Consider the following 19,781-nt stretch of genomic DNA (forward strand, 5'->3'; position numbering starts at 1 on the left):
GAATTTCGCCGTAGTTCATCGCTCGACTTGTTGATATGAGGGGAGTCGCCCGGTCCCCGGGCGGCGCTTGACCGTATATCTCGGAGCTTGAAATGGAACGCAGCTGCCTCGCCATCATCCTCGCCGCCGGCGATAGTACCCGCATGAAGTCGTCGGTGTCGAAGGTCCTGCATCCGATCGCCGGTCGTCCGATGATCGCCCATGTCATGGAGGCGATCGCCAAGACCGGGATTTCGGCGGCGGCTCTGGTTGTCGGGCGCAATGCGGATGAGGTCAGCGCCGCAGCGTCGCTCGGTGGCATCACCGTCGAATCCTATCTTCAGAAGGAGCGGCTCGGCACAGGCCATGCCGTGCTTGCGGCGCGCGAGGCGATTGCTCGTGGATATGACGATATTATCGTCGCCTACGGAGACGTCCCTCTGCTGACAGATGCACCGCTTCGTGCAGCTCGGCAGGGGCTTGCCGACGGCAACGACATCGTCGTCATCGGCTTTCATACGGATCATCCGAACGCCTACGGCCGATTGCTGGTCAAGGACGGCGAGCTGATCGCCATTCGCGAGGCGAAGGATGCGACCGATGCCGAGCTGGCGATAAAGTGGTGCAATAGCGGGCTGATGGCGATCAACGGCCGCAAGGCGCTGGATCTCCTTGATCGTATCGGCAACAGCAACGCCAAGGGCGAATATTACCTTACCGATCTCGTCGAGATCGCTCGCTCGCTGGGCGGCCGTGCCGTTGCGGTCGATGCGCCCGAGGTCGAAATGACCGGCTGCAACAACCGCGCCGAACTCGCTTTCATCGAGCGTCTCTGGCAGGAGCGCCGCCGGCACGAACTGATGCTGTCGGGCGTGACCATGATTGCGCCGGAAACCGTGTTTCTCGCCTATGACACCGTGATCGGCCAGGATGCATTGATCGAACCGAATGTCGTCTTCGGTCCCGGTGCGGTGATCGAGGGCGGCGCGGTCATCCACGCCTTCTCTCATATCGAGGGCGCCCATGTCAGCGCTGGCGCGACCGTCGGGCCTTTTGCGCGGCTGCGTCCGGGTGCCGATCTCGCCGGCGGTGCCAAGGTCGGCAATTTCTGCGAGGTCAAGAACGGCAAGATCGGCGAGGGCGCCAAGGTCAACCACCTGACCTACATCGGCGATGCGACGATCGGGGCGGGCAGCAACATTGGCGCAGGCACGATCACCTGCAACTACGATGGCGTCAACAAGTATGAGACGCACATTGGCGCCAATGCCTTCGTCGGTTCCAACTCCTCGCTCGTGGCGCCCATTCGCATTGGCGATGGCGCCTATATTGCCTCCGGCAGCGTTATCACTGCCGATGTTCCGGCCGATGCGCTAGCATTCGGCCGCGCCCGTCAGGAAGTGAAGCCGGAGCGGGCCAAGGTGATCCGCGAACGAGCTCTTGCCATCAAGGCGGCGAAGAAGGGTGGCCATTAAACCCTTGGGTGACTGACGTAACGGTCGGAAATCGAAAGTGACCGTTATGCCAATTGAGAAAATACTAGGAATGATTAGGACTTGCCCTCATTATCTGAGGCCAGACGGAGAGTTGTATGTGCGGTATTGTAGGGATCGTCGGAACGAAGCCCGTAGCGGATCGCTTGGTGGATGCACTGCGGCGTCTCGAATACCGCGGCTATGATTCGGCCGGCGTTGCGACGATCCACAACGGCGCGATGGATCGCCGCCGCGCGGAAGGGAAGCTCTTCAATCTGGAAAAGCGGCTTGAGTCCGACCCTCTGCCCGGTACGACAGGCATTGCCCATACGCGCTGGGCAACCCACGGCGTTCCCAATGAGACCAACGCTCATCCGCATTTCGTCGAAGGCGTTGCCGTCGTCCATAACGGCATCATTGAAAACTTCTCCGAACTCCGCGAGGAGCTGAAGGCCGAGGGCAGGGTATTTGCCTCGCAGACGGATACCGAAGTCGTCGCACATCTGCTGGCGAATTATATCCGTGATGGCCTCGATCCTCGCGCGGCAATGCTGAAGATGCTGAACCGCGTGACCGGTGCCTACGCATTGGCTGTTATGTTCCAGAACGATCCCGGCACGCTGATGGCCGCGCGCTCCGGCCCACCGCTCGCCGTCGGTTTCGGCAAGGGCGAAATGTTCCTCGGCTCGGATGCGATCGCGCTTGCACCGTTCACCAACGAGATCACCTATCTGGTCGACGGTGACTGCGCCATTGTCACGCATAGCGGCGCGACCATTCTTGATTTTAACGGCAATGAAGTGAACCGCCCGCGGCAGATTTCCCAGGCGACCGCCTATGTGGTCGACAAGGGCAATCATCGTCACTTCATGGAAAAGGAAATCTACGAGCAGCCGGAAGTCATCTCCCATGCGCTCAGCCATTATGTCGATTTCGCCAGCCACCGCGTGCGCCCGGGCGTCTCGACGATCGACTTTGGCGGCGTGTCCAGCCTCGCGATCTCTGCCTGCGGCACCGCCTACCTTGCTGGCCTCATCGGCAAATATTGGTTCGAGCGCTATGCGCGTCTTCCGGTCGAAATCGACGTCGCCTCCGAATTCCGCTATCGCGAAATGCCGTTGTCGCCCTCGCAGGCGGCGCTGTTCATTTCTCAATCCGGTGAAACTGCGGATACCTTGGCTTCGCTGCGCTACTGCAGGGACAACGGCCTGAAAATCGGTGCCGTGGTCAATGTCAGGGAATCGACTATTGCGCGTGAATCCGACGCGGTGTTTCCGATCCTGGCTGGCCCTGAGATCGGTGTCGCTTCGACCAAGGCCTTCACGTGCCAGCTTGCCGTTCTCGCATCGCTTGCGATCGGAGCCGGTGTTGCTCGCGGCACTATTAGCGCTGCGGATGAACAGGAGATGGTGCGCCATCTCGTTGAGATGCCGCGCATCATGGCGAATGTCCTGAATATCATCCAGCCGCAGATGGAAAGCCTGTCGCGCGAGATCTCGAAGTTCAAGGATGTGCTCTATCTCGGTCGCGGCACCAGTTTCCCGCTCGCCATGGAAGGCGCGCTGAAACTGAAGGAAATCTCCTATATCCACGCCGAAGGCTATGCGGCCGGCGAGCTGAAGCATGGGCCGATCGCCCTGATCGATGAGAACATGCCGGTCATCGTTATTGCGCCGCATGACCGCTTCTTCGACAAGACCGTTTCCAATATGCAGGAAGTGGCGGCGCGCGGCGGCCGAATCATCTTCATCACGGATGAGCTCGGCGCGGCAGCCTCGACATTGCCGACCATGGCGACCATCACCTTGCCCGTCGTCGACGAGATCATTGCGCCCATCATATTCTCGCTGCCGATTCAATTGCTTGCCTATCATACGGCTGTCTTCATGGGCACGGACGTCGATCAGCCGCGCAATCTCGCCAAATCGGTCACCGTGGAATAGGGCACTTCCGTCCCGCACTTCCTGTCACGTCGTCGTGAGCCGGGCGTTTGTCCGGCTCGGAGCGCGACTGGCGGGTTGTATGCCGTCCCGATTTCTGGCACGATTCTCCTACGGAGATGGTGGGGAGGATTTGCCGGGTAGCGGTAGGCGGCGGAACGGAGTTTTCGAGCGGCGAATGACTGAAAAACTCATCAAAATGTCCGTGACCACGCGGATCAGAAACAATTTCCTGGCCGGCCTGATTATCTGCGCTCCGATCGCCATCACGCTGTGGCTGACCTGGTCCGTCGTACATTGGGCCGATAGCTGGGTTCGCCCCTATATTCCCGCGCGCTATGATCCGGAAAGCTATCTGAATTTCGCCGTTCCCGGCACCGGCCTGGTGATCGCGATGATCTTCATCACGCTCGTCGGCTTCCTGGCCAAGAACCTGATCGGCCAGAGCATCGTCCGCTTCGGCGAGTCGATCGTCAATCGCGTGCCGCTGGTGCGGACCATCTACAAGAGCGTCAAGCAGATCTTCGAAACGGTGCTGAAAGAGCAGGGCACTTCGTTCAAGAAGGTCGGGCTGATCGAGTATCCGAGCCCGGGCCTCTGGTCCATGGTGTTCATATCGACGGATGCCAAGGGTGAGATCGCCTCGAAATTCAACGCCATGGGTCAGGACATGGTGGCGGTCTTCCTGCCGCCGACACCGGTGCCGACGGCTGGATTTCTGGTTTTCGTTCCGCGCGAAAAGATCACCGTGCTCGACATGAGCCCCGAGGATGGCGCCAAGCTGCTGATCTCGGGCGGTCTTGTGGCACCGGAATACAAGGAGTTGATTGCAGCCAAGGAGTTGCGGCAGCCGGTTCCTATGAAATCGTTGACCTAGAATTGCTCATCTTCCGATAGTTGGATCAATATCCTCGCGCTTTGCGCGAGCTGTCATGCCTCTATCATATTGACGCCTTAGATCGTCAGTTGGGGCAGATAATCGCATGTATCTCAGCATCGAATGTTCGGCGCGCCGGCGCCGGGCTGTCGTTCTTCAGCGCGGCTTTAAAGCGGGCCGGAGATGGATGTCGTTGTCACCATAAAGATTTTCATCAGGAGGATATTGTTTTGAGATATATGCGTTCGAAGAGCTTGCCGCTGCTGTCGGCGGTATTTGCCACATTTGTTTTCACGGCGCCGGTGGTGGCGCTGGCGGATAATTCCGTAACGGTTGAAGGCATGACGCTTGTCAACAAGGGCCGCGTCGCTGTCGGTCGCATCCCCGCCAACCTGCGCGACAAGTTCGGCGAGACATTCGGTTCCGGTTCTGGCATGTCGATCGACACCAAGAGCTGGGTCCGCAATGCCGACGGCACCTACAAGGGGTCGCTGTGGCTGCTGCCGGACCGCGGCTACAATGCCGTTGGCACGACCGATTATCGCCCGCGTCTGAACACGATCGACGTCACGCTGACGCCTGTGGCACTCGGCGCCGCCCCGCCGGCCGGCAAGGAGCAATCAGGCGTCGACGCCAAGCTCATCGATACCACGCTGCTGAAGGACGACAAGGGTGCCGACACGACCGGCCTCGACCCGGCCAATGGCGCCCGACAGGCTGAAGGTAAGATGCCGCTGCTGCCCCAGGCCCCGAACGGCAAGATCTCGCTCGACACCGAAGCCGTCGCGCATCTGCCTGACGGCACGATGTTCATCAGCGATGAGTACGGCCCCTATATCTACCGCTTTGCTGCCGATGGCCGCATGATGTCCGCCACTCCTCCGCCGGCCGCCTTGCTGCCGATGCGCAACGGCGTCGTCAATTTTGCTTCCAATAATCCCGGCCCCGGTGAAACCGCTCCGGATCCGAAGGACCCGACTAGCGGCCGCCAGAACAACCAGGGTCTGGAAGGCATGTCGCTGACACCGGATGGCAAGTTCCTGATCGCCGTGCTGCAGTCTGCAACCCGTCAGGATGGCGGCGATTCCAGCTCCACGCGCCAGAACACCCGCGCGCTGGTCTATGATGCCGCTGATCCCGCAAATCTGAAGCTGGTGCATGAATATGTCGTGCCGCTGCCGGTTTTCACCAATGAGAAGGGCAAGACGGCCGTTGCAGCCCAGAGCGAGATCTACGCGCTCTCGCCGCAGACCTTCCTGATGCTGGCGCGCGACAGCAACAACGGCTACGGGCAGAAGGGCGACAAGTCGCTCTATCGCAGCATCGTCGCTGTCGACGTCTCTGCTGCAACCGATATCGCCGGCGGCAAATTCGATGCCGATACGGCGGTAGCACCCAAGGGTGTTCTCGATTCATCGGTAAAGCCGGCGGCGGTCAGCCAGTTCATCGATATCAATGACAGTGCAGATCTCGCGCGTTTCGGCCTCCACAATGGCGCGCCGAACGACCGCAACAACCTTTCGGAAAAGTGGGAGGCCATGTCGCTTGTCAGCGTTCAGGATCCGAAGCTGCCGGACGATTACTTCCTGTTTGTCGCCAACGACAACGACTTCCTGACCCAGGACGGTTTCCAGGTCGGTGCCGCCTATAAGGGCGATGGCGGAGCCGATGTCGACACCATGTTCCAGGTGTTCCAGGTCACCATTCCGGGTCTTGGCAGCAAGTGATCTGATGAAACAGAGATGGACGCGGCAAACGCGTCCATCCGCTCAACCCGCCCGCAGGAAGCGGATAGCCTCGTCGCGGCGGAAGAGATAAAGCAGGGTGCGGATCGCCGCGCCGCGCTCGCTGGTCAGCTCCGGATCACGCTCGATCAGATAGGCAGCATCCTTGCGGGCGATCTCCAGAAGATCGGCGTGGGCCTCAAGGCTGGCGATGCGAAAGCCTGGCGTGCCGGACTGGCGCGTGCCGAGCAGCTCGCCTTCGCCACGCAGCTTCAAATCCTCCTCGGCAATGCGAAAACCGTCTTCGGTCTCGCGCATGATCGACAGCCGCGCATGACCGGTTTCGCCGAGCGGTCCCTTGTAGAGCAGGATGCAGGTCGAGGCCTCGTCGCCGCGTCCGACACGACCGCGCAGCTGGTGCAGCTGCGCCAGGCCGAAACGCTCGGCATGTTCAATGACCATGATCGTCGCATCCGGCACATCCACGCCCACTTCGACGACCGTCGTCGCGACCAGGAGACGGATCTCGCCGTTCTTGAAGGCCATCATCACGGCATCTTTTTCCGGCCCGCTCATCCGGCCATGGATGAGACCGATGCCTGGGCCGAGTGCCTTGGTCAATGTCTCATGCCGCTCCTCGACTGACATTAAATCGGATTCTTCGGATTCTTCGACAAGTGGGCATATCCAATACGCTTTTTTGCCTTCCGATAGCGCGCTTCTCAATCGGGCGACGATGTCTCCGGTTCGCTCGTTCGGGATAGTGATCGTCTGGATCGGCTTGCGGCCTGCCGGCTTTTCGGTGAGTTTGGAAACGTCCATATCGCCAAAAGCGGCGAGCACCAGTGTTCGCGGTATGGGCGTTGCGGTCATAACGAGCATGTGGGGCGAAATGCCCTTCGCAGTCAGACGTAGACGCTGGTGGACGCCGAAGCGATGCTGCTCGTCGACAACAGCCAGCATGAGGTTGGCATAGGCGACGCTATCCTGAAACAAGGCGTGCGTGCCGATGATGATCTGTGCCTCGCCGGAAGCGATGCGCTCCAGGATCGCATCGCGCTCGCGGCCTTTCGTGCGACCTGTGAGAACTTCGACGGAAAGGTTTGCGCTTGCTGCGAATTTTGAAATCGTCGCATAGTGTTGTCGGGCAAGAATTTCGGTCGGTGCCATCAGCACGGCCTGGCCACCGCTTTCGATCACGGCGGCGATTGCCATCAGCGCGACAAGCGTCTTGCCCGCGCCGACATCGCCCTGCAGCAGCCGGAGCATGCGCTCGGTGCCCGCCATATCCTTCAGAATATCGACAACCGCATCACGCTGGCTGTTTGTCATAGAGAAGGGCAGGGATTCCAGTATCTTGCCACTGATTTCTCCAGTTGCATGTACGGGTTGGCCGGCAACCTTGCGCAGCCTCTGGCGTACCAGCGAGAGCGATAATTGCCCCGCCAGGAATTCGTCATAGGCAAGCCGGCGGCGGGCTGGCGCCTGCGGATCGATATCGGCGGCATCCCGCGGCGCATGCAGCATGTGGAAGCTGTCGGAGATCGAGGGAAAGCCCTGTTTCTGGGTAAGGGTTATATCATCCCATTCGGGCAGCTGCGGAATGCGCGGCAGCGCCGCCTCGATGGTCTTGCGCAGGAATTTCGGCGTGAGGCCGGCGGTCAGCGGATAGACCGGCTCGACGAGCGGCAGGTTCTCTGCCTCGCTCTCGCGCATGATATAATCCGGATGCACCATGGACGGCCGGCCGTTGAACCAGTCGACCTTGCCGCTGACGGTGACGGTCTCGTCGATCGGCAGCTGCTTTTCCAGCCATTGCGCCTTGCCGCGAAAGAAGACCAGCGCCAGCTCGCCGGTTTCGTCATGCAGATAGACGCGATAGGGCACATTGCTGCGCGAATTCGGCGGCGGCTGATGCCGGTCAACCCGGCCGGTGATGGTGACGATGGCGCCCTGCGGCGCGCGGGCGATGCCAGGCTGTTCGCGCCGGTCGATGATCGAATGCGGCGCGTGGAAAATAAGGTCGATGACGCGGCAATCCTCGATCGTCTCGCGGTCGAGCAGCTTCACCAGTAGCTCGGATACCTTCGGCCCGACGCCGGGAAGCGAAGAGATGGAGGCAAATAGCGGGTCGAGGATGGCGGGACGCATGGCCGGCAAAATGCGACGGGCAGGGCACATTTGGCAAGGGCCAGTGCCCGGCGAGGTGAGATTGAGGCGAACACTCCCCCGAAAATTGCGTTTGCGGCGCTTTTTTCTGAAAAATCGGTTCCCACCTTTGAGCGCTGGTTTTATAGAGACGCATCAACATAAAGGTGTTTTTGATGACTGGGCTGACACTCAGCAGTGCCGATCTCGATCCTCGCCGTCGGCGCATCCTTTTCCGTTGCTGGCATCGCGGCATCCGCGAGATGGATCTCGTCTTCGGCCAGTTTGCCGATAACGAGCTGCCGGGCCTCGCCGAGACCGACCTTGATGAGCTCGAGCGCATCATGGCCGAGGAGGACAATGATCTTCTGAAGTGGATCCTCGGTAGTGAGCCGACGCCGCAGCATCTGCGCACACCACTCTTTGAACGCCTGGCCTCCTATAAGCCCGACTTCGAAGAGATTGCCGAAAGGTTCGGATTAACCAAATGATCCCCGGTTTCGACGCGAAGAAGCTGCTTGCCGCAAGCGAGCCGATGACGATCGGTCACGTTCCGGCCGGACTTGAGCCATTTCTGATTGCCGAAATGGCGAAAGCCGGCCAACCGATCGCTTATGTCATGTCCGACGGCCAGCATATGGCCGATGTCGAACAGATGCTCGGCTTCATCGCGCCTGAAATCCCGGTGCTCACTCTGCCTGCCTGGGACTGCCTTCCCTACGACCGCGTTTCCCCAAGCTCCGATACCTCGGCCCGGCGCCTTGCGGCTTTGTCCGGACTGATCGCGCATCATCGCAAGCCGCATGCGGCGGTCGTGCTGGTGACCGTCAACGCGATGCTGCAGAAGGTCGCGCCTCAGGACATCATTGAGAGCCTCGCATTCTCGGCCCGGCCGGGCAATCAGGTCCGGATGGACGACATCGCAGCCCGCCTGGAGCGTAACGGCTTCGATCGTGTCGCGACCGTACGCGAAGTCGGTGAATATGCCGTGCGCGGCGGCATTCTCGACGTCTTCGTTCCGGGCACGGAAGAGCCGGTGCGCCTGGATTTCTTCGGCGATACGCTGGAAAGCATCCGCAGCTTCGATCCGGCCAGTCAGCGTACGACGGGGCAGGTGCGCTCGCTCGATCTCAATCCGATGAGCGAAGTGACGCTGACGCCGGATACGATCAGCCGCTTCCGCAAGAACTATCTCTCCGCCTTCGGCGCCGCCACGCGCGACGATGCGCTCTATGTCGCGGTTTCCGAAGGCCGGCGATACGCCGGCATGGAACACTGGCTGCCGCTCTTCTACGAGAAGCTGGAGACCGTCTTCGATTATCTCAAGGGCTTCCGGCTGGTGACGGATCATACCGTGCGCGAAGCGGCCGAGGAGCGCTCCAAGCTCGTCTTCGACTATTACGACGCCCGCCTTCAATCCGGCCAGCCCGCCAAGGGGCAGATGGCGCAGGGCACGCCCTATAAGCCCGTGACGCCGGGCCAGCTCTATCTGGATGGCAAAGCTTTCGGTAATGCGCTCGATGCCTTCTGCGCCATCCGCATCTCGCCCTTCAACGAACATGAGGGCGAGGCGCGTCGCGTCATCGAGCTCGATGCCCGGCAGGGACCGCGCTGGGCGCGCTCCGCAACCGATAGCGCCGACAGCGAGCGCGTCAACGTCTTCGATGCCGTCGTCAAGCATATCGCCGATAAGCGGGCTGCGGGCGGCAAGGTACTGATTTCGGCCTGGACCGAAGGTTCGCTCGATCGTCTGCTGCAGGTGCTGTCCGAGCATGGGCTGGCGCGCGTCAAGACGATCGAGGCCTTCAAAGACCTCGGCGGCTTGGCGAAGGGCGAAGCGGCAGCGGCCGTTCTCAGCCTTGAAGCGGGTTTCGAGGCCGGCGATCTGATCGTTATCGGCGAACAGGACATTCTCGGCGACCGCATGGTGCGCCGCTCCAAGCGCCGCAAGCGCGCCGCCGATTTCATCTCGGAAGTGGCAGGCCTGGACGAAGGTTCCATCGTCGTTCATGCCGAGCACGGCATCGGCCGTTTCGTCGGGCTGAGGACCATTGAGGCTGCCGGCGCACCGCACGCCTGCCTTGAGCTGCTTTACGCCGATGATGCGAAGCTATTCCTGCCGGTCGAAAACATCGATCTGCTCTCGCGCTATGGCGGCGAGGGTACCGAGGCGCAGCTCGATAAGCTTGGCGGTGGCGCCTGGCAGATGCGCAAGGCCAAGCTCAAGAAGCGCCTGCTCGACATGGCCGGCGCCTTGATCCGCGTCGCGGCCGAACGCCTGACGCGCCATGCGCCGGTGCTCAGTACGCCGGATGGTCTCTACGACGAGTTTGCCGCGCGCTTCCCCTATGACGAGACCGACGACCAGATGAATGCGATCGAGGCAGTGCGCGAGGATCTCGGCGCCGGCCGGCCGATGGATCGCCTGGTCTGCGGCGACGTCGGCTTTGGAAAAACCGAAGTGGCGCTCCGCGCCGCCTTCGTCGCGGCCATGAACGGCGTGCAGGTCGCCGTCGTTGTGCCGACGACGCTGCTTTCTCGGCAACATTTCAAGACCTTCTCCGAACGCTTCCGTGGGCTGCCGATCCGGATACAGCAGGCATCTCGTCTGGTCGGTTCCAAGGAACTGGCGCTCACCAAGAAGGAAGTGGCCGATGGCAAGACCGATATCGTCGTCGGTACCCACGCGCTTCTCGGCGCCGGCATCCAGTTCGCCAATCTCGGCCTGCTCGTCATCGATGAGGAGCAGCATTTCGGCGTCAAGCACAAGGAGCGCCTGAAGGAACTGAAGAGCGACGTGCATGTGCTGACGCTGTCGGCAACGCCGATCCCGCGCACGCTGCAGCTGGCGATGACGGGCGTGCGCGAGCTGTCGCTCATCACCACGCCGCCGGTCGACCGCATGGCGGTGCGCACCTTCATCTCGCCCTTCGATTCCCTCGTCATCCGCGAAACACTGATGCGCGAGCATTATCGCGGCGGCCAGAGCTTCTATGTCTGTCCGCGTCTCGCCGACCTTGCCGATATCCACGCGTTCCTGCAATCGGATGTGCCGGAGCTGAAGGTGGCGGTTGCGCATGGCCAAATGCCGGCCGGTGAGCTGGAAGACATCATGAACGCCTTCTACGAAGGCCGCTACGACGTACTGCTGTCGACGACCATCGTTGAATCCGGCCTGGACGTGCCGACGGCCAACACGCTGATCGTCCACCGCGCCGATATGTTCGGCCTCGCCCAGCTCTATCAGCTGCGTGGCCGCGTCGGGCGCTCCAAGGTTCGAGCCTTCGCGCTCTTCACGCTGCCGGTCAACAAGGTGCTGACGACGACGGCAGAGCGCCGCCTAAAGGTGCTGCAGTCGCTGGATACGCTCGGAGCCGGCTTCCAGCTGGCCAGCCACGATCTCGATATCCGCGGCGCCGGCAATCTGCTCGGTGAGGAACAGTCCGGTCATATCAAGGAAGTCGGCTTCGAGCTTTACCAGCAGATGCTTGAGGAGGCGGTCGCCGAGGTTAAGGGCGTCGATGAAATCCAGGATACCGGCTGGTCGCCGCAGATCTCCGTCGGCACGCCGGTCATGATCCCCGACGACTACGTGCCGGATCTGCATCTACGCATGGCGCTCTATCGCCGCCTCGGCGAGATCACCGAAATCAAGGAAATCGATGGTTTCGGTGCCGAAATGATCGACCGTTTCGGGCCGATGCCGATCGAAGTGCAGCATCTCCTCAAGATCGTCTACATCAAGTCGCTCTGCCGCATCGCCAATGTCGAGAAGCTGGACGCCGGTCCGAAGGGCGTCGTCGTGCAATTCCGCAACAAGGAATTCCCGAACCCCGGCAATCTCGTCGGCTACATCGCCAAGCAGGGCACGATGGCAAAGATTCGCCCCGACCACAGCGTCTTCCTGACCCGCGACCTGCCGACGCCGGAAAAGCGGCTGCAGGGGGCGGCAGTTATCATGACGCAGCTGGCGGAATTGGCGAAGTAGGGAGCATATTGATCGGTTCGCAGTTGATCCGGACGCCGATCTTTGATCGAAGAATGCGCGGTAGTCTGTTGTGTTGGAGAGGCTTATGCACGATGAAGCGCCGCGCGAGAAAGAACCACCTAAAACTTCTGACTACGAGATGTTGAGGATTGTTTGGCGTCCCTGGGAGGCATCATTGATCATCGCTCTTCGGGAGTTTTGGCCAACCCTTCGTTCTGCGTGGCCAAAATCAAATAAGAAGCAGGATCGCTAAGCTATGTACCCAAACTCGATACGCTTCGAATGATTGCGAAGCTCACAGCGCTAGCAGCGGGACTGACAAGGCGGTGTGCGGAAATGCTCTCAACCCTCCTTGCGGCTAATGAATAGCCCCGTTTCCTTCTCGGTTTCGAGCATGCCATTGCCAGCCTCGAACGCCTCGGCAATCGCCTTGCGAAATTTGGCAAGCTGCGCTTCGTCAGCCTCATCGCCGGGAGGATAGGAGGTGAGGGCAAGATATACGTCTTCCGGCTCGGTCACGCGAAGGCGGGCCGGATGCTCTGTCATCCTCACATTTCCGAACTGGGTCTGCAGAAGCCGTTCGGCGGCATCATAGCCAAAGGCCGCGCCGGCTGGATCGTAGGGTGGGCTGCCGAAGACCGTGGTCAGCTCATACATCTTGCGCATGTTGCCGGCGCCGTTGGTTGTCACCGCGAGGTAGCCGCCCGGTTTGAGCACACGGTGCATTTCCGCGATGGCCTTGAAAGGGTCCGGCAGGTGATAGAACATATGCATCGCGATGACGACATCGAAGGAGCCGTCTGCAAAGGGCAGGGCCGCGGCATCGGCGCGTTCACCCGTGACGCCGGCAAAGGACAACGCCTTGCATCGTTCGACGGCTTCCTGAACCATGCCCGGAGAAAGATCGGCAAGCGTGAGGTTGAGATTTTCCGGCAGTGATGCCGTCGTTGCCGTCCAGAACCAGCCGGGGCCGCAGCCGATATCAAGTATGCGATCGCCGGATTTCAACGGGAGCTGCTGCACTACCCATGGAAACCAGCCGGTTTCGGCGATCGTATATTCGCTGTTGAGGCGGGCGCGTGCGGCGAGCTTCTTGCTGTCCGCATACTGCTTTTCATTGACAGAGGTTATCGACGACATGCCCGGATGCCTCCTGATCTGGGGTGGAAAATCCCCAGTTCGCTACTTCTGGCGAGTGGAAACAATGGCCAGTTTTCCGCTTTCAGCCGATTTCGATCGCTAGCCTATGATGGAGGAATGCCGAACACCAACTCTCTTTGGAGTTGGTCCGCTTACAGGGTTCCAACAAAGGCCACCGCGGCTAGCAATATGCCTGTCAGAATATTCGACAGAAACAGGCGATAGTTGATCTCGGGGCGCGAAAGGTCAAGACGCCAGATCTGCCAACCGAGATGCGCTGCGATGACAAGCATTCCGATGGCATAGGGCAAAGACATGCCGGCCATCCATCCACCAGCCGACCATGCCACGACGGTCATGGCATAAAGCAGACCGATACATGCTTTGCCGTGATGACCGAACAGAATTGCGGTCGATTTCAAACCCAGTCGGGTATCATCGCGAACGTCGACATAGGCGTAAACGGTATCGTACCCGATCTGCCAGGCGATAGCTCCAAGCCACATCAGAACCGCCCCGACGGGAATCGTGCCTGTGATTTCTGACCAGGCCATCAGCATTCCCCAATTGAATGCCGCGCCAAGCACGGCCTGTGGCCAATATGTGAAGCGCTTGCAGAACGGATAGACAAAGACGAGGGGCAGGACACTGATCGCGACGAGGCGCGTAAAGGGCGTCAGAAAGAATAGAAGCGAGGCAGCCAACGCCAGTTCCACCGCAAGAAACAGCGCAGCCTGCGGCACGCCGATCTGTCCGCTCGCCAATGGCCGAAAGCGTGTCCGCTCGACATGCCCATCGAATTTTCGATCCGCAATGTCATTGACGGTCGAGCCTGCGCTTCTCATCAGCAATGCGCCCAGCGAGAAGATGGCCAGCTGTCTGAGATCTGGAAAACCATGTGAGGTTTGGATGAGCGCTGCCCAGCAGGGAAAAAGCGTGAGCCAAATGCCAACCGGCCGATCCAGCCGCGCAAGTCGCGTGTAAGGTCTCAACGCTGCAGGCAAACGGCGATCCACCCAGTCTCCAAGTTTTATATCGCTTAGATCGGGGCGAGTGGAAACGTTCATCATCGAAATCCGCGGTTTAATCGACGAAGAAAAATAGCGACTTTCTTACATGTCGCAACGGCCGGAAGCGCGGCTGCACCAATTTAGCCTTGAGGGCAACTTCTGGCCCGCGACGGCCATTTTCCACCGCGGGCCGAGATTCGACTTTACCCTCAAGCGGCCTGCGGCTCGCGCGTCTTCCCGGCATCCGGAATGCGCGCAATAACCTTGATCTCGAAATCGAAGCCCGCCAGCCAGTTGACGCCGATTGCCGTCCAGTTCGGATAGGGTTTCTCGGTGAAGATCCCGTTCTTGACGGTCATGATAGCGCCGAACTGCTGTTCAGGATCGGTGTGAAACGTGGTGACATCGATGATGTCGTCGAAGGTGCAGCCTGCAGCTTCCAGGGTTGCCCTTAGATTGTCGAAGGCGAGGCGAACCTGCTTTTCGAAATCCGGCTCCGCGCTTCCATCCGTGCGGCTGCCGACCTGGCCGGAAACGAACAGCAGATCGCCGGAGCGGATCGCGGCGGAATAGCCATGCTCCTCGTAAAGCGAGTGTCTGTTCTTCGGGAAAATTGCATTCCTGGTCGTCATCATATTCGGCTCTCATTCGCTTTGATGTCAAAAGATCGGATGGGCGCAAGCTTGTGCGGCCATTCCAAAGCGCCGTGTTGTTTGATATACGGCATGTATGTGAGATATTCATATGCGCGGCGTATGTCAATATTTCAAATACGAAACGTATGTGAAAATTGAGGGTGATATGGCAAAGCGCCTGGAAACGATGGAAGAAAACCGGAACAAGCTGATTGCCGCCGCACGAAAAGCCTTTGCCGAAAAAGGATTCGCCGCGGCGTCGATGGACGAGTTAACGGCGGATGTCGGTCTGACGAGGGGCGCGCTCTATCATAATTTTGGAGACAAGCGTGGGTTGCTCGCTGCCGTCGTTGATCAGATCGACAATGAGCTGGCGTTGCGGGCAAAGGAAATCGGCGCACAGGCGGGCGATGACTGGCAGGGCCTGCTTGCAGAAGGTGAAGCCTATATCAAGATGGCGCTCGATCCGGAGGTCCAGCGCATCGTCCTGCTCGATGGGCCTGCGGTGCTCGGCGATCCCTCGAAATGGCCCAGTCAGAACAGCTGTCTCGCGGGGACCCGGCAGACTGTGTCAAAGCTTCTGGAACAAGAAGTGGTCAAGCCGGTCGATGCGGAGGCGGCAGCCCGGCTCCTCTCGGGCGCAGCGCTGAATGCTGCCCTCTGGGTTGCTGCCAGCGACAATCCGGCGGAAGTGCTGCCCAAGGCGATAGACGCTTTCCGGACGATGGCTTCGGGATTGCTGGCGGAGGCCTGATGCCAGCTATCGCTTGATGACTTCCGCGATCGGCGATTCGCGGAAGCTTTTGCAGCCATAATCGAAAAGTGGAATCCCGCTTAGTTCATTCCGGCGCGAGCTTCCGCTTTCATCTTGGCGATGTCTCGCAATGCTCCAGCGAGCACATCCGGCGTCTGAGCACCGCTGACGGCATATTGCTGGTCGAAGATGAAGAAGGGCACGCCGTTGACGCCGATCTTCTGAGCGGCTTCGATTTCGCCGACAATGAGATCGCGGTCCGCATCGGAGGCAAGCAGCGTGGCAATGATGGAGCGGTCGAGCCCGGCTTCTTCGGCAATGTCGAGCAGCACGGCGTGATCGCCGACATTGCGGCCCTGTTCGAAATTGGCCTTGAAAAGGGCGTCCACCACTTTGTCCTGCTTTTCACGGCTTTCGGTGACGGCCCAATGAATGAGGCGATGGGCATCGAGCGTGTTGGGGCCGATCTTGATGGCATCGAAATCGAACTTGATGCCGACTTCGCGGCCGAGATCGGTCAGCATCTTGTGCCCTTGCGCGACACGCTCCGCGCCGCCAAGCTTCTGCTCCAGCGCCTTCTTCTGGTCGACGCCTCCCGGCGGATAGTCGGGATTGAGCCGATAGGGCCGCCAGTTGAGGTCGACGCCTACTTCGTCCTGCACCTCGGCGATTGCCAGCTCCAGGCGGGCCTTGCCGAGATAGCACCATGGGCAGACGACGTCCGAGACGATGTCGATCGTGATGCGTTCCATGGTTTCATCCTTTCGGTTTTCGGGCTGCTCCCCTCCATCTAGGCCTTTGTAAGGATGGCTTCAACCAGTTACCGAAAGGGAACCGCCTGACATCATTGCGCCGAGGCATCCCACCATGCAGGCAAATAGTAGCCGTATAGCGGCAGCACGTCCGGATGGGCAATGTGGCTGCGCCGCGCTATCCACTGCTGGCCGATGTGATAGAGCGGCACCATATAATAGCCTGATATCAGGATGCGATCGAAGGAGCGTACCGCGTCGCGGAAATCCTCGGCCGAATGGGCAGTCAGGAAATGTCCCATCAGCGCGTCAACGTCAGGATCCGCGACACCAGCGTAGTTGAAGCTGCCCGGCACCCTGGCTGCGGCCGATCCCCATCGTCCAAGCTGCTCCGTGCCGGGAGATAGCGAGGAAGGATAGGCCTTCAGGATCATGTCGTAATCGTAGTTCCCCGTCCGTAGCTGATATTGCGAATCGTCAACCGTACGTATCGTGACGGCAATGCCGAGCAGCGCCAGGGAACGGCGATAGGCAATGGCAACGCGTTCCTGATCCGCATTCTGTGTCATGATCTCGAAACTGAGCTGGCGGCCGGCGCTGTCGACCATGCGCTCCCCCTTGATCGTGTAGCCGCCCTGCTTGAGGAAATTGACGGCCTTGCGCAGGATCTTTCGGTCGCGGCCGGAGCCATCGCTTACCGGCAGCTTGTAGGTGCCGTCTAACACGTCTGCGTCGATATGGTTCTTGATCGGGCCGAGCATGGAAAGCTCGTTGGCATCGGCGGGCACGCCGAAGGAGGAGAGGTCGGAGTTCTGCCAGTAGCTTTCTGTACGCGTATAGGCGCTGGAGGCAAGGCTGCGGTTGAACCATTCGAAGTCAAAAGCAAGCGCCAGGCCCTTGCGCACGTTCTTGTCGGCAAAGATCGGGCGGCGTGTGTTGAAGACGAAGCCCAGCATGCCGCTCGGCAGTTTTGGCCTAAACGTCTCCTTGACCACCGCGCCGGAGCTTACGGCCGGAAAATCATAAGCCTGCTGCCAATGGGCGGGGCTGCCATCCTGATAGATGTCGATATCGCCCTTCTTGAAGGATTCGAACACCGTCGTATCCTGCAGGAAGTAATTGACGACGATCTGATCGTAATTGTCGACGCCGACCTTCGCCGGGATGTCTTTGCCCCAGTAGTCGGGATTTCGCTCGAAGACTATTCGCTGACCGGGATCTACGCTCTTGACGCGATATGGGCCGGAGCCAATGGGGATGCTAAGCGTCGTGCGATCGAAATTATCGAGATCAATCGCGTGTTTCGGCAGGATAGGCAGCATGGAGATGATCAGCGGCGTTTCGCGATTCGCCGTCTCGTTGAAATGGATCAGCACGCCATGCTCGCCGACCTTCTCCATCTTGCTGACGCCGTTCAGCGGAGATGCAAGGTTGGGGCGACCCTTATCGCGCAGAAGCTGAAAGGTGAAGATCACATCTTCCGGTGTGACCGGCTGCCCGTCCGACCATCGAGCCTTCGGATTGAGGTTGAACTGGATGAAGCTGCGATTGTCGTCCCATTCGACCGTCTGCGCCAACAATCCATAAAGCGTGAAGGGCTCATCGCTCGAGCGCTGCATCAGCGACTCGTAGACGAGATTGCCGAATTCCGGGTCCCACATGCCACGCGCCGTCGTTCGCATGCTTTTCAGAATGAAGGGGTTGAGGTTGTCGAAAGTGCCGACGACGCCATAGCTGATGCGGCCGCCCTTTTTGACATCCGGATTGACGTAAGGGAAATGCTTGAAGTCTGCCGGCAGCGCCGGATCTCCGTGCATGGCGATGCCGTAAAGCGGCTGAGCGGCCGCGGCGTTGCACAAGGTTGCGAAGAACAGGAAGGCAGCGATCCGGAGCGCTTGCATGGCATCCTTTCCGGGAGGGGTACGATTCGGCCGAACATTATCATGAGCGTGCCGAATTCAACACGCGACTGCGGAAATCTTAGGACTCGGCAGAAAAGGCCAAAGAAAAGCTGGATATCCGTGCCAGTGCGATGTAACAGGGGTGCCGGGTTTCTCGGGTCATGTATTTGCCTTATTCATTCGACAGGTGGACGACGGTTTGACCCGAATAGCATGGGACGGCACGCTGTCGTCCCGAAGCGGATTTCAGGAGGCGGTTTCGCTATGATGTTCAAGACTGACAACAAAATGCGGGCAGGTCTCTCTGCTCTGGCTCTCATGATCGGCGCGGCCATGCCGGCTGCCACTTTTGCTCAAGATGCGTCCAACGCAGCTCCCGCTGATGGTGGCGGCGATCCCAACCAGCCGCGTCTCGGCTGGTACAAGACCTGCACCAAGCAGGACGATGCCGACATCTGCATCGTGCAGAACCTGATCATGGCAAACAACGGCCAGCTCGTCACGGCTGTCGGCCTCATCTCCGTTGACGGCAAGGTCAACCGCAAGATCCTGCAGATCTCGGTTCCGACCGCTCGCCTGATCCCGCCCGGCATCACCATGCAGGTCGATGGCGGCAAGGGCCAGAAGCTTGATTACGCCGTTTGCCTTCCGGACAAGTGCACCGCCGAAGTTCCGGTCACCGACGCGATGATCGCTTCGCTTAAGAAGGGCACCGACGTCACCTTCACCTCGGTCAACTTCCGCCGCGCTCCGAACCCGATCAAGATCTCGCTGACCGGCTTCGGCGCCGCCTTTGATGGTCCGGCCATCTCCGACAGCAAGCTTGCCGAAAGCCAGAAGAGCCTGCAGGACAGCATGCAGAAGAAGGCTGAGGAAGCTCGCAAGAAGCTGGAAGACGCGCAGAAGGCTGCCAAGCAGCAGTAAGCTCGCGGAATTCCATTTCATCAAAGAAAAAGCCCGGAGTGATCCGGGCTTTTTTGCATGGCAGATACGGTGCACTGAAGCCAATCAAAAAGGGAAGGCGTTGGGAGCACCTTCCCTTTGGAATAGGATATATTTTATCTGCTCTTAGTGGGCAAAGCTCATCTTGGGCTTGAGCTGTCCCGTCGGGGCACGGTCGAAAATCTGAGCGACCTGCGGATTGCGTAAGGGAACGCCGCTCTCATCATTGATAAGGTTCTGCTCCGATACGTATGCGACATATTCCGTCTCGTCGTTTTCGGCGAGAAGGTGATAGAAGGGCTGGTCCTTGTCAGGCCGCACTTCAACGGGAATGGAATTCCACCATTCCTCTGTATTTGCGAATTCCGGATCGACATCGAAGATGACACCACGGAAGGGGAACATCCGGTGTCGAACCACGTCGCCAATATTGAATTTTGCGTTGCGTTGTTTCATGGCACGACTTCCTTTCACGTAATCATGTGGTGACTTTCACCACTGATATCAAGGATTTTT

General features: G+C 59.7%; 15 protein-coding genes. 8 read left to right on the forward strand and 7 right to left on the reverse strand.

The window, feature by feature from the left end; all coding sequences use genetic code 11:
• Positions 1-92: 92 nt before the first annotated feature.
• From glmU to ABOK31_RS06850, 4 genes are all read left to right on the forward strand, one after another.
• Positions 93-1,454, forward strand: a complete 1,362-nt coding sequence (gene glmU, locus ABOK31_RS06835; RefSeq protein ID WP_349958236.1) for a bifunctional UDP-N-acetylglucosamine diphosphorylase/glucosamine-1-phosphate N-acetyltransferase GlmU — start codon at positions 93-95, stop codon at positions 1,452-1,454.
• A gap of 116 nt (positions 1,455-1,570) precedes the next feature.
• Positions 1,571-3,397: a glutamine--fructose-6-phosphate transaminase (isomerizing) gene (gene glmS / locus ABOK31_RS06840; RefSeq protein ID WP_349958237.1), complete on the forward strand. Its 1,827-nt coding sequence runs from the start codon at positions 1,571-1,573 to the stop codon at positions 3,395-3,397.
• 175 nt (positions 3,398-3,572) lie between these two features.
• Positions 3,573-4,271 (forward strand): DUF502 domain-containing protein, encoded by a 699-nt coding sequence (locus ABOK31_RS06845; protein ID WP_174174809.1) that lies wholly within the window; start codon positions 3,573-3,575, stop codon positions 4,269-4,271.
• 239 nt (positions 4,272-4,510) lie between these two features.
• The gene (locus tag ABOK31_RS06850) at positions 4,511-5,998 is read left to right on the forward strand and encodes an esterase-like activity of phytase family protein (protein ID WP_349958882.1); all 1,488 of its coding nucleotides are present in this window, start codon (positions 4,511-4,513) and stop codon (positions 5,996-5,998) included.
• A 42-nt stretch (positions 5,999-6,040) separates the two neighbouring features.
• Here the strand turns inward: ABOK31_RS06850 and recG are convergent, their stop codons facing one another.
• Positions 6,041-8,146, reverse strand: a complete 2,106-nt coding sequence (gene recG / locus ABOK31_RS06855) for an ATP-dependent DNA helicase RecG (RefSeq protein WP_349958238.1) — start codon at positions 8,144-8,146, stop codon at positions 6,041-6,043.
• Positions 8,147-8,319: 173 nt separating this feature from the next.
• Between recG and ABOK31_RS06860 the strand changes: the two genes are divergently transcribed.
• On the forward strand, positions 8,320-8,634 hold the full coding sequence (locus ABOK31_RS06860; RefSeq protein WP_174174813.1) for a succinate dehydrogenase assembly factor 2: 315 nt from the start codon (positions 8,320-8,322) through the stop codon (positions 8,632-8,634).
• Entirely contained in the window at positions 8,631-12,131 is a 3,501-nt protein-coding gene (gene mfd, locus ABOK31_RS06865; RefSeq protein ID WP_349958239.1) for a transcription-repair coupling factor, read from the forward strand. The genes ABOK31_RS06860 and mfd overlap by 4 nt, the downstream gene beginning before the upstream one ends.
• 342 nt (positions 12,132-12,473) lie before the next feature.
• Here the strand turns inward: mfd and ABOK31_RS06870 are convergent, their stop codons facing one another.
• From ABOK31_RS06870 to ABOK31_RS06880, 3 genes are all read right to left on the reverse strand, one after another.
• Positions 12,474-13,271, reverse strand: a complete 798-nt coding sequence (locus ABOK31_RS06870; RefSeq protein ID WP_349958240.1) for a class I SAM-dependent methyltransferase — start codon at positions 13,269-13,271, stop codon at positions 12,474-12,476.
• A 152-nt stretch (positions 13,272-13,423) separates the two neighbouring features.
• Positions 13,424-14,338 carry a 4-hydroxybenzoate octaprenyltransferase gene (gene ubiA, locus ABOK31_RS06875; protein WP_349958883.1) on the reverse strand — a complete coding sequence of 305 codons (915 nt, stop codon included), beginning with the start codon at positions 14,336-14,338 and terminating at the stop codon, positions 13,424-13,426.
• 152 nt (positions 14,339-14,490) lie between these two features.
• Positions 14,491-14,913: a RidA family protein gene (locus ABOK31_RS06880; RefSeq protein WP_349958884.1), complete on the reverse strand. Its 423-nt coding sequence runs from the start codon at positions 14,911-14,913 to the stop codon at positions 14,491-14,493.
• A gap of 169 nt (positions 14,914-15,082) precedes the next feature.
• On the opposite strand from ABOK31_RS06880, the gene ABOK31_RS06885 reads away from it, so the two are divergent.
• The gene (locus ABOK31_RS06885; RefSeq protein ID WP_349958241.1) at positions 15,083-15,670 is read left to right on the forward strand and encodes a TetR/AcrR family transcriptional regulator; all 588 of its coding nucleotides are present in this window, start codon (positions 15,083-15,085) and stop codon (positions 15,668-15,670) included.
• A gap of 80 nt (positions 15,671-15,750) precedes the next feature.
• On the opposite strand, the gene ABOK31_RS06890 is transcribed toward ABOK31_RS06885, so the two are convergent.
• Both ABOK31_RS06890 and ABOK31_RS06895 read right to left on the reverse strand, forming a co-directional pair.
• Positions 15,751-16,422, reverse strand: a complete 672-nt coding sequence (locus ABOK31_RS06890) for a DsbA family oxidoreductase (RefSeq protein WP_349958242.1) — start codon at positions 16,420-16,422, stop codon at positions 15,751-15,753.
• Between the two features lie 92 nt (positions 16,423-16,514).
• The gene (locus ABOK31_RS06895; RefSeq protein WP_349958243.1) at positions 16,515-18,323 is read right to left on the reverse strand and encodes an extracellular solute-binding protein; all 1,809 of its coding nucleotides are present in this window, start codon (positions 18,321-18,323) and stop codon (positions 16,515-16,517) included.
• A 264-nt stretch (positions 18,324-18,587) separates the two neighbouring features.
• Here ABOK31_RS06895 and ABOK31_RS06900 point away from each other — a divergent pair, with 264 nt between their 5' ends.
• Positions 18,588-19,247, forward strand: coding sequence for an invasion associated locus B family protein (locus tag ABOK31_RS06900; protein ID WP_349958244.1), 660 nt, complete (start codon positions 18,588-18,590; stop codon positions 19,245-19,247).
• A 144-nt stretch (positions 19,248-19,391) separates the two neighbouring features.
• Here the strand turns inward: ABOK31_RS06900 and hspQ are convergent, their stop codons facing one another.
• On the reverse strand, positions 19,392-19,721 hold the full coding sequence (gene hspQ / locus ABOK31_RS06905; RefSeq protein WP_174174826.1) for a heat shock protein HspQ: 330 nt from the start codon (positions 19,719-19,721) through the stop codon (positions 19,392-19,394).
• Positions 19,722-19,781: the final 60 nt, after the last annotated feature.

This window comes from Rhizobium sp. ZPR4 (assembly GCF_040215725.1).
Taxonomy (GTDB): Bacteria; Pseudomonadota; Alphaproteobacteria; order Rhizobiales; family Rhizobiaceae; genus Rhizobium; species Rhizobium rhizogenes_D.